Source organism: Catenulispora pinisilvae (genome assembly GCF_015356865.1).
In the GTDB taxonomy this organism is placed as follows: domain Bacteria; phylum Actinomycetota; class Actinomycetes; order Streptomycetales; family Catenulisporaceae; genus Catenulispora; species Catenulispora pinisilvae.
In genome coordinates, this window is sequence record NZ_JAAFZA010000315.1 from 1 (window position 1) to 10,334 (window position 10,334).

Consider the following 10,334-nt stretch of genomic DNA (forward strand, 5'->3'; position numbering starts at 1 on the left):
GGCGGACCACGGTGCGGGAGATGGCCGGGGCGGCGGCGCCGTTCTTCCTGGCGTTCGTGCTGGCGCTGGGGATCGTGGTCAAGGCGGCGACCGGGGACGGGATCGGGGCGCGGGTCGGGGATCTGCTGCCGCACGGGTCCTCGCTGCTGCCGCTGCTGGGCACCGCGTGTGTCGCGGCGGTGCTGGCCAACGTGGTCAACAACCTGCCGGCGACGCTGGTGTTGCTGCCGGCGGCCGCGCATCTGGGGCCGGCGACATTGTTGGCGGTGCTACTGGGCGTGAACCTGGGCCCGAACCTGACCTACGTCGGTTCGCTGGCCACGCTCTTGTGGCGCCGCGTGCTCACCTCGCACGGCGAGCAGGTGAGCCTGGCGACGTACACCCGGCTCGGCCTGATCGCCGTGCCCGCGACGCTGATCACGGCGACCGTCACGCTGTGGGCCGCGGTGCGGGTCATCGGGGTGTGAGCTCGGCCTCGGACTCGGCCAGGGCCCGGCGCGCGGCGGTGATCAGCTGCGGGTCCCAGCCGGGGCCGGGCACCGATTCGAGCAGCAGTCGTGTGTAGGAGTGCGACGGGTCGGCCAGCACCGTCTCAGTCGCACCGCGCTCGACGATCGCGCCCCGCCGCATCACCACCACCTCGTCGGTGACGCAGCGGACGACGCCGAGGTCGTGGGTGATGAACACATACGCAATGCCCAGCTCGGCACGCAGATCCGCCAAGAGGTTAAGGATCTGTGCCTGTACCGAGACGTCCAGCGCGGCGACCGCCTCGTCCAACACCAACACTCGCGGCTCGACGGCCAGGGCCTTGGCGATCGCGACCCGTTGCCGCTGGCCGCCGGACAAGCCGCGGGGCAGGGCGGTGGCTTCGCGGGTGCCGAGGCCGACTTGGTCGAGCAGTTCGGTGACGCGAGCGGAGTGGTCGCGGTCTGGGTGGTGCAGGCGGAGGACTTCGGTGAGGGCGGTGCCGATGGGGAGGCGCGGGTCGAGAGACAGGAAAGGATCCTGGAAGACCATCTGGACCTGGCGAGCGCGAGCCAACCGCTCAGCTCTGCGACCGCTGCGACCGCTGCGACCGCTGCGACCAACGGCGCGCCCACGACCGGCATCTGCGCCACGAGCCCCGCGACCGACATGGTCGCGATCGCGACCGTCGATACGCACGACCCCGGCATCGGCATGTTCGAGCCCGACGATGATCCGCGCGGTCGTCGTCTTCCCCGAGCCCGACTCCCCCACGACGCCCAGCGACCCGCCGGCCGCGACCGCGAAGGACACGTCGTCCACAGCGACCTGCGACCCGAAGACCTTCCGCAGCCCACTGACTTCCAGTACCGGCTCAGCCACGGCTCGCCCCTCCTTGCAACGTCAATGTGCCACTTCGCCAGCAGGCGACCGTGGCCTCGGAGCGATCGGGAACCGCGGCGGTCTCCGGCCGCTCCTCAACGCACGCATCGACGGCGTGCGCACAACGCCCCGCGAACGCGCAGCCCGCAATCACCGTCCGCGGATCAGGAACCCGGCCCGGGATCACGGCCAGGCGACCGGCCGGCGCGTCCAACCGCGGAGTGGCCGCCAGCAACGCCGCCGTATAAGGATGCTTCGGATCAGCGAACACCTGGTCCGCCGGGCCGGTCTCGACGATCCGCCCCGCATACATCACCGCGACCCGGTCGGCGATCACGGCCGCCAGCTCCAGATCGTGCGTGACGAACAGCAGCGCTGTGCCGAACCGGGATTGCAGATCCCGAAGCAGGGCGATGATTTCGGCCTGCGTGGTGACGTCCAGGGCCGTGGTCGGCTCGTCGGCCAGCAGGAGCACCGGATCGGCCATCAGCGACGCGGCGATCATCACCCGCTGCAACATGCCGCCGGACAACTCGTGCGGATACTGCCGCAGCACACGCTCAGAGAGCCCGACGGCGTCCAGCAGCACCAACGCCCGCTTACGCGCCGTCCGCTTATCCGCCGCGCCATTCGTGCGCAGAGCTTCGGTGAGGAAGTCGCCGACGCGCCGCACCGGATTGATGCCGGCCCGCGGATCCTGGAAGATCATCGCCGCGGTGGTCGTCCGCAACCGTCGCAGGGCCCGTGCGTCCATCGTCAGCACGTCCTGCCCGTCGACCTCGACGATCCCCGAAGCCGTGGCCCCGGCCGGCAGCATCCCGAGCGCCGCACGCGATGTCAGAGTCTTGCCGGACCCGGACTCCCCGACCAACGCGACCGTTTGACCGGCACCGACTTCCAGATCAACGCCGTCGAGTACCGGGCGCGCGGTCCCCGGCAGGCTCACCCGCAGTCCCCGGATGTGCAACGTCTGCGGCGTCTGCAAGGTCTGTGCCGTCTTCACGAGCGCGCGTCCTCTCTGTTCGCCACGCGATCGGCCCAGTGCTCGCCGACGACGTTGAAAGCGACCACCGTCACCACGATCGCCAGGCACGGCACGATCGCGGACAGCGGCTGCCCCTGAAGCATCGCGGACTGCCCGTCGTTGACCATCGCGCCCCAGTCCGGCGTCAGCGGCGGCACGCCCAGCCCCAGGTAGGACAGCGCGGCCAGATCGATCAGGGCGTAGCCGAAGTTGACGGTGGACTGGGCCAGGATCACCGGCCCGATGTTGGGGATCAGGTGCCGCACGCAGATCGTCCAGTTCGAGAAGCCCTGGACGCGATACGCCGCCAGATAAGGCCTCTGCCTCTCGGCCAGCGTCAGGCCGCGAGCCAGACGGCTGACATAGGGCGTGTAGGCGAGGGACAACGCGGCGATCGGAGCCACCAACCCCGTTCCGTATAGGGAGACGAAGAGAATGGCCAGCAACAGCCCGGGGAACGCGAGCATCAGCTCACTGCTTCGGGACAGCACAGAGTCCAGCCAGCCGCCCCGCCAGCCGGCAGCGACACCGACAGCCACTCCGAGCGTCGTGGAGAACACCACGACCGCCGCCGGACCGAGCAGCGCGGTACGCGAGCCAAGGATCAGGCGGGACAGCGTGTCGCGGCCCGAACCGTCCGCGCCGAGCAGGTGCGCGGCGGACGGCCCGGTCAGCGCCGCGCTCAGGTCCGAGGCGTTCGGATCGGCCGGCGCGAGCCACGGGGCCAGCAGAGCAACCACAACGATCATCGCCGCGAAGCCCGCACATATATAGAACAGCCAAGGCCGTGACACGCGCAGCGCGCGGAATCCGGGACGCCGCCGGACGAGCGTCAGAGTGCTCATGCGCTGTTCCTCGCCCCGAGCCGGACCCGTGGATCCAGCAACGGATAGGTCAGGTCCACGACCAGATTGACGGCCACGAACACGGTCACGATCAGCAGGCTGATGGCCTGCACGACCGGGAAGTCCTTCACCGAGACCGACGAGTCCAGGAACGCCCCGATCCCGCCGAGCCCGAACGCCGACTCCACCAGCACCGTGGAGACGACCAGCCCGGTGATGGTCAGGCCGCTCATCGTCGCGATCCCGCCGGCGGCGTTCCGGAAGACGTGCCGGCGCAGCACGATCCGCTCCGGGATCCCACGGCTGCGCGCCACGGCCACGTGCTCCTTCGACAACTCGGCCAGCATCGCCGCCCGCGTCACCCGGGCCAGTGTCCCGACCCAGTACAGCGACAACGCCAGCGCCGGGAGCGTCAGGTGGTAGGCCATATCGAAGAACCCTGATCCGGACCCGATGGACGGGAACCAGCCCAGCCGCACCGAGAACACCCAGATCAGCGCGATCGCCGCGACGAACGACGGGGTCCCGACGGCGACCGAGGTGAGTACCAACAGCACCTGGTCGACCACGCCGCCGGGCCGCCGCGCCGAGAGCCACCCGGCGCCGATTCCCAGCACCGCCACCAGGACCGCGGCCATCCCGATCAGCATCAGCGTCCCCGGCAGCCGCGCGGTGAGCAGGTGCAGGACCGGCGCGCGGTACTGGATCGAGGTGCCGAAGTCGCCGTGCGCCATCTGCGTGAGCCAGCGCCAGTACTGCACCGGGAACGGGTCGTTCAGGTGGTAGTGCGCCCGGATCGCGGCCAGCGCCTGCGGGGTGGCCGAGCGCCCGCCGAGCAGGAAGGTCTCGGGCCGGCCCGGCGCCAGGTAGACCGCGGAGAAGATCAGGAACGAGGCGGCGAGCAGCGTCACGGCGAGTTCCACGGCCCGCCGCGCCGCGAACCGCCAGACATCGCTCGCGGCGCTCGCACTCCTGACGGCGCTTCGGCTGCTGACAGCGCCCGAACTGGCGACCGCGCCCGAACTGGCGACGGCGCTGGCACTGTCGACGGAGCTCGCACTGCTGACGGCGCTCGCGCTGGCACTGGCACTGGCACTGGCGACGGAGCTCGCGCCGTCCACGTCGCTCATCCGGCCGAGCCGACGTCCGCGGCCCACGGGTAGTAGAGATAGGAGATCGAGGTCGGGGCGCCGGTGATCCGCTTGTCCAGGAACAGCGACGTCGGCCATTCGGCGGCCGGGATCCAGAGCAACTGGTCCATCGCGATCTTCTGGATCCGCGCGCTGATCGCGGCCCGCTTCACCGGGTCGTACTCGGCTTCGGCCTGGTCGATCAGCTTGTCGTAGGCCGGATCCGACCAGCCCGCGTAGTTCTCGAAGTCCCCGGTGCCGAAGATGTGGTAGATCGCCAGCGGGTCGGTCGTGGACAGGTAGTAGGTCTCCGGGAACGCGTCCAAGCCTTCGCGGGCCTTGGGGTCGGAGAACAGCGCCGTGAACGCGTCCGGGGCGATCGTCTTGAGCTGCACCTTCAGCCCGATCTGGGTACCGGCCGACTGGAACGCGGTGGCCAGCAGCGACACGTCCGGGCCGATCGGCGAGGTGGCGATGGTGACGGTCTTGCCGGTGGCGCCGGCCTGCTGAATCAGGGCCTTGGCTTGGGTCAGGTCCTGGGAGGTCGGCGCGAGATCGGCGGCCGGCGGCACGGCTCCGGCGGGCCAGGAATCGGCCGGGGCGATCGAGGAGGTGACGGTGCCGACGCCCTTCAGACCGGCCTTGACGAAGCCGGAGCGGTCCAGCGCCAACAGCAGGGCTTTGCGAACCCGGACGTCGCCAAGCGTCCCGGAGAGGTTGCAGACGTTCAGATTGATCGTCGTCAGCGACTTGCCGAAGTACAGGTTGCCGACACCGGAGGACTTCAGCCGGGCGTAGCTGTCGGGGGTGATCAGGTAGCCGCCGTCGGCCGCGCCGGTGAGCAGCGCGTTGGTCAGGGCGGTCGGGTCGGTGATGAATTTGAAGACCACCTTGCCGGCCAGCGCGGGCTTGCCCCAGTAGCCGGGGAAGCGGTCCAGCTCGATCGACGTGCCCTTGACCCAGGTGCCGAGGGTGTAGGGGCCGGTGCAGCCGAGGTTCCCGGCGGTGCCGTAGTTCTGCCCGGCGGCCTGCACGGCCGAGGCGTGCACGACGGTGCCCGCCGAGTTCGCCATCGCCTCGCCGAACTGCGAGTCCGGCTTCTTCAGCTTGACGGTGACCTGGAGCGCGCCGGTCTTGGTGATCGAGGCGACGTTGTCGAACGTTGATATCCAGGTCGAGCCGGTCGCCGGGTCCATCTGCCGCTTGAGCGAGAACACCACGTCGTCGGCGGTCATCGTGCCGCCGTCATGGAACTTCACGCCGGATCGCAGGGTATAGACATAGGTCGTCGGATCCGGCTGGGCCACCGAGGAGGCCAGGCCCGGGGACTCGGTGAGGTCCGGATTCCAGCGCATCAACGACTCGCAGATGTTCGACAGGATCATGTTCTGCGGGTAGTCGAAGGCCTGCGCGTAGTCGAGCGTTGTGGGCTCGGCGTACAGGGCCCAGGAGAACGAGTCGATGGGTCCTTTGGCGACGGGAGTGGCCGCGGACAGTGCGTAGGCCGCGCCGCCGGAGGTCGCGCTGCCGCCGCTGGCGTTGGTGGTGTGCCCGCCGCTGCAAGCCGTGACCGCTGCGGCGAGGAACAACGCGGTGCCGGCCGCGGCGGTGGATCGCCAGGGGATTCTCAGCAAGATGATGCTCCTTTGAGGGAAAGGGATCCGAGCGTGGGAGGTGCCAACCGCGGGTCAGAGGTGCAAGCCGCGAACCAGAGGTGCAAGCCGCGGGCTAGAGGTGCTAGCTGCGAGCCAGAGGTGCAAGCCGCGGGTACAGGTGCTAGCCGCGGGCCATCGGCTCGGTGAGCGGCCCGTAGAGCTCGGGGCGGCGGGTGTAGACCAGGCCGAACTCCAGCCAGTCCCGGCGCTGGTCCAGGTCCAGATCGGCGACCAGGACCGCCGGGCGGTCCCGGGGCGCGCGCAGGACGATGCGGCCGTAGGGGTCGGAGATGAATGAGGACCCGTAGAAGGCGATCCGCCCCTCGGCGCCGACGCGGTTGGGCACGATCTGGAACAGCGCGTTGGCCAGGCCGTTGGCGCTGATCGCGTGCTCCCACATCGGGCGGGTGTCGAACTCCGGCAGCTCCGGCTCGGAGCCGATCGCCGTCGGGTGCACCAGGACTTGGGCACCGGCCAGGGCGTAGGCGCGGGCCAGCTCCGGGAACCACTCGTCCCAACAGGTCGGGAAACCGAAGCGGACGTTGTCGATCGGCACTATCGGGAAGCCGCTGTCGCCGGGCCGGAAGCACAGGTTCTCGTGGTAGCCGGGGAACTCGGGGATGTGGTTCTTGCGGGTGCTGGCCAGCATCTTGCCTTCGGCGTCCACGCAGATCGCGGTGTTGTAGCCGAGGCCGCCGTCGTCGGCGCGTTCGTAGAGCGAGGCGTGGACGACGATGCCCAGCTCCTTCGCCAGTTCGGCGGCCAGGCGGGTGGTGGGGCCGTCGTGCAGGTCCTCGGCGAAGCGCGGGGCGTCCACGGCCATCGCCGCGTCGGCCGCGAAGTAGGGGCTGCGGGTCAGCTCCGGCAGACAGACCATGGTCGCGCCTTGTTCGGCGGCGATGCGGACGCCGGCGCGCAGGGCGTCGTCGTGGGCTTGGGCGTCCGGCTGCCAGCGCATCTGGACCAGGCCGATCCGCAGCATCGGGCGGACCGAGGGCTCCAGGCGGGCCGGGGAGCCCAGCGGCGAGCCGAAGGAGGTCAGGAGCGTGTAGTCGGTGCTGCGGGCGCTCATATTGCTGCCGCCTTCGGTGTCTGCGGTGCCTGCGGCGTCTGCGGTGTTTGCGGGATCTGCGGGATCTGCTGGGTGATGCAGTGGATGCCGCCACCGCCGTAGGCGATGGTCCGGGTGCGGACGCCGACGACTTCGCGGTCCGGCATCGCCTTCGCCAGGGCGGCGAGCGCCCCTTCGTCGGCGGGGACTCCGGCGATCGGGACCACGCAGCCGCCGTTGGGGAGATAGAAGTTGAGGTAGCCGACCTCGACCTCCTCGCCGTCCACGTCGACACGGTTGGACTGCGGGACCGGGATGATGGTCAGGGTGCGGCCTTGGGCGTCGCGGGAGGTCCGCAGGATCTCCAGGTTGGCGCGGCAGCGTTCGTAGTCCGGGTGCGCGGGGTCCTCGGGCAACTGGACGATCACGGTGGCCGGGGCGATGAAGGCGCAGCAGCCGTCCACGTGGCCGTCGGTCTCGAAGTCCTCGGCGCCGCCGTAGGGCAGCCAGATGACGGTGGTGACGCCGAGGCGGGTCTTGAGCTCGTCCTCGATCCGCTCGCGGGTCCAGCCCGGGTTGCGGTTCGGGTGCAGGAGGCATTGTTCGGTGGTGATCAGCGTGCCCTCGCCGTCGACGGTGATGGAGCCGCCTTCCAGGATCAGCGAGGACACCACGCGCTCCACGCCCAGGCGCTCCAGCAGCAGGGCACTGATGCGGTCGTCGGCGTCCCACGGCGAGTGCTTGCCGCCCCAGGCGTTGAAGCGGAAGTCGACGCCGGCCCGGCCGCCCGCGCCGTCGGTGACGAAGATCGGGCCGGAGTCGCGGAACCAGGAGTCGTCGATCGGCAGCTCGATCACCTCGATGGGGTGATCAGTGGGTTGGCGGATGGTGTGCTGGCCGGCTTCGACGCCCTGGCCGCAGCGCTCGCGGGCCTCGGCGCCGGCCCCGGGCGGGGCCACCATCAGCACCGGTTCGAAGCGGGCGACGGCGCGCGCCACCTCGGCGTACTCGTCCTTGGCGGCGTCCAGGACGGCGCCCCACAGGTCGGCTCTGGTGGGCCAGGCCATCAGGGTGCCCTCGTGCTCGGCCCACTCGGCCGGCATGCGCATGGTCGTGGTCGTGGTCGTGGTCGTGGTCGTGGTCATGGTTCTTCGGTTCCTTGTGAACGGGGTACGGTGAACGGGGTTCGTGAGCGGGGGTCCAGCGCTGCCATCCGGCGGCGCGGTGTGCTTAGAATGCTCTTGACTGAAACTTCAGTCAAGAGCATCGGACGACGGCGACTCGCATGTAAGGTGTGATGGCGTGGCCAGCAAACGGGACCTGATCCTCCAGGCGGCGGTCGGCATGATCGCCCAGAGCGGCGTCAGAGGGCTGCGGGTGGAGGAGATCGCGGCGAAGGCCGGAGCCTCGACCGGGCTGATCTACTACCACTTCAAGGACCGGGCGGGCCTGCTGCGCGCGACCCTGGACTACATCAGCGACCGGGCCGACCGGTACACGGCGCAGGCACTCGCGACGGCGAAGGGCGCGGCCGCTTCCGGCCCGGGCGGCGCGGGCGCTTCCGGCCCGGCCGACCGGGATGCGCGCTCGGAGCTGGAACAGACGCTGCTACTGGAGTTGCAGGACACCGACGAGATCCGCGAGAACAGCACCGCCTGGGGCGAACTGCGGGCGTCGGCGATCTTCGAAACCGACCTGCGGGAGCGCCTGGAGGGCGCGACGGCCGCGTGGGTGGCGGAGATGGCCGAGCGGGTCGCCTTGGCGCAGGAGGCCGGCCAGGCGCGCGAGGGCGTGGAGCCGGAGGACGTGGCCGAGCGGCTGACGGCGCTGGTGGAGGGACTGTCGGAGCGATGGCTGTCGGGAACGCTGGGGTTGGAGCGGGCCCGGGATTTGCTGCGGGGAGCGATTGTGGCGGAGCTGGGGCCGGGCGCTAGGTAGGCGGGCGCGCGGCTAACCGTTTCCGCGCGGCATGGTCGGGCGCGTTCGTCAGAGCTCGGGCTGGCTTCGGTCGAGACAGTCAGCCCGGGCTCTGACAAACAATTCCGCCAAACAATCCCGCGAAATAGTTCCGCCTGACAATCCAGTCAGACCGAGGGCTGCTGCTGCGTGACGCAGTGGATCCCGCCGCCGCCGTTGCCGAGGTTGTCGATGTCCAGCTGCTCGATGGTCCGGTCGGGGAACAGGGCGCTGAGGGTGTCGTAGGCCTGGCCGTCGGCGTTGGTGTCGCCGAACTGGGCCGAGATCACCGCGCCGTTGCAGACGTAGTAGTTCGCGTATGAGCCCACGAAGTCCTGGTTGGTCGAGCGGATGACGTTGTAGTCCGGGCCCTGGATCTTCGTGACGCCGATGGCTGTGCCCTGGGCGTCGGTGGCCGTGGACAGGACCTGGTACTGCTGCTTCTCGTCGGTGGCCCAGACGTCGTTCTCGTCCGAAGCCGGGAGTTGCACCGCGCCGGCGCCGGGGGCCAGGAAGCGGCTGGTGGCGTCCACGTGGTCGTCGGTGATGTCCTGGTTCCTGATGCCGGTGAACCAGATGACCTCGCTCGCGCCGTAGGCCGCGCACATCGCGGCCTGGATCTGGGCCTGGCTCAGCTTCGGGTTGCGATTGGTGTTGATGATGCTCGACTGCGTCGCCATCAGCGTGCCGGCGCCGTCGGTCTCGATGGCGCCGCCCTCGGCGACCAGGCCGGCGGCGGTGAAGGGCAGGCTCAGGTAGCCGGCCACGCGTTGGGCGACGAGGGCGTCGTTGGTGTGGACCTGGCGGTTGCCCCAGCCGTTGAAGTTCAGGCCGACGGTGTCCAGGCCGCCGGCTCCGTCGGTGCGGAAGATCGGGCCGGTGTCGCGCATCCAGCAGTCGTTGACCGGGATCGAGCCGATGACCGTGACGCCGGAGCCGCACATCGAGCGGGCCTTGGCGACGCTGGCGGAGTTGGCGAGCAGGTACACGGGCTCGTAGTTCGCGATCGTGCGGGCGATCAGGGCGATGTTCTGCTGGACGCCGGACAGCTGACGGCCCCAGATCGAGGTCGAGTCCGGCCAGGCCATCCAGGTGCGGGTGTGCTGGACGGAGTCGACCGGGACGACGAAGGTGCCTGATGCGGCGGCTGCCCGGCGGGCCGGGGCGGCGGCGGCGCGAGCGTTGGCAACGTCCTTCGCGCTCGTGGCCGGCGCCGCGTTCGCCGCGTTCGCCGTGGCGGCCGCGGCGGTACGCGCGCCGACCAGCGTCGCGGCCCCGGCCGCGGCGGCGCCGAGCAGCAGAGAGCGGCGGGTGGGGGTGGGG

At 70.2% G+C, this 10,334-nt stretch carries 10 protein-coding genes; 2 read left to right on the forward strand and 8 right to left on the reverse strand.

Going from position 1 to position 10,334, the window contains the following annotated elements:
- Positions 1-467, forward strand: a 467-nt coding sequence (locus tag IZR01_RS44545) for an ArsB/NhaD family transporter (protein WP_323747280.1), incomplete at its 5' end; no start/stop codon positions are given.
- Here IZR01_RS44545 and IZR01_RS44550 read toward each other — a convergent pair.
- The 7 genes from IZR01_RS44550 to IZR01_RS44580 all read right to left on the reverse strand — a co-directional run bounded on the left by IZR01_RS44550 (position 454) and on the right by IZR01_RS44580 (position 8,200).
- Positions 454-1,350 carry an ABC transporter ATP-binding protein gene (locus IZR01_RS44550; protein ID WP_194927358.1) on the reverse strand — a complete coding sequence of 299 codons (897 nt, stop codon included), beginning with the start codon at positions 1,348-1,350 and terminating at the stop codon, positions 454-456. The genes IZR01_RS44545 and IZR01_RS44550 overlap by 14 nt on opposite strands.
- The gene (locus IZR01_RS44555; RefSeq protein WP_194927359.1) at positions 1,343-2,353 is read right to left on the reverse strand and encodes an ABC transporter ATP-binding protein; all 1,011 of its coding nucleotides are present in this window, start codon (positions 2,351-2,353) and stop codon (positions 1,343-1,345) included. Before IZR01_RS44555 ends, IZR01_RS44550 begins: the two co-directional genes overlap by 8 nt.
- Positions 2,350-3,219 (reverse strand): ABC transporter permease, encoded by an 870-nt coding sequence (locus IZR01_RS44560; RefSeq protein ID WP_194927360.1) that lies wholly within the window; start codon positions 3,217-3,219, stop codon positions 2,350-2,352. Before IZR01_RS44560 ends, IZR01_RS44555 begins: the two co-directional genes overlap by 4 nt.
- Complete coding sequence (locus IZR01_RS44565) at positions 3,216-4,349, reverse strand: ABC transporter permease (protein ID WP_228561277.1); 1,134 nt, start codon at positions 4,347-4,349, stop codon at positions 3,216-3,218. The genes IZR01_RS44560 and IZR01_RS44565 overlap by 4 nt, the downstream gene beginning before the upstream one ends.
- Entirely contained in the window at positions 4,346-5,983 is a 1,638-nt protein-coding gene (locus IZR01_RS44570; RefSeq protein ID WP_228561278.1) for an ABC transporter substrate-binding protein, read from the reverse strand. Before IZR01_RS44570 ends, IZR01_RS44565 begins: the two co-directional genes overlap by 4 nt.
- A 142-nt stretch (positions 5,984-6,125) precedes the next feature.
- Positions 6,126-7,076: a nitrilase-related carbon-nitrogen hydrolase gene (locus IZR01_RS44575; protein ID WP_194927361.1), complete on the reverse strand. Its 951-nt coding sequence runs from the start codon at positions 7,074-7,076 to the stop codon at positions 6,126-6,128.
- Complete coding sequence (locus IZR01_RS44580; protein WP_194927362.1) at positions 7,073-8,200, reverse strand: agmatine deiminase family protein; 1,128 nt, start codon at positions 8,198-8,200, stop codon at positions 7,073-7,075. Before IZR01_RS44580 ends, IZR01_RS44575 begins: the two co-directional genes overlap by 4 nt.
- 157 nt (positions 8,201-8,357) lie before the next feature.
- Between IZR01_RS44580 and IZR01_RS44585 the strand changes: the two genes are divergently transcribed.
- Positions 8,358-8,993, forward strand: coding sequence for a TetR family transcriptional regulator C-terminal domain-containing protein (locus IZR01_RS44585; RefSeq protein ID WP_194896840.1), 636 nt, complete (start codon positions 8,358-8,360; stop codon positions 8,991-8,993).
- A 146-nt stretch (positions 8,994-9,139) separates the two neighbouring features.
- Here the strand turns inward: IZR01_RS44585 and IZR01_RS44590 are convergent, their stop codons facing one another.
- On the reverse strand, positions 9,140-10,312 hold the full coding sequence (locus IZR01_RS44590) for an agmatine deiminase family protein (protein WP_438939725.1): 1,173 nt from the start codon (positions 10,310-10,312) through the stop codon (positions 9,140-9,142).
- Between the last annotated feature and the right edge of the window lie 22 nt (positions 10,313-10,334).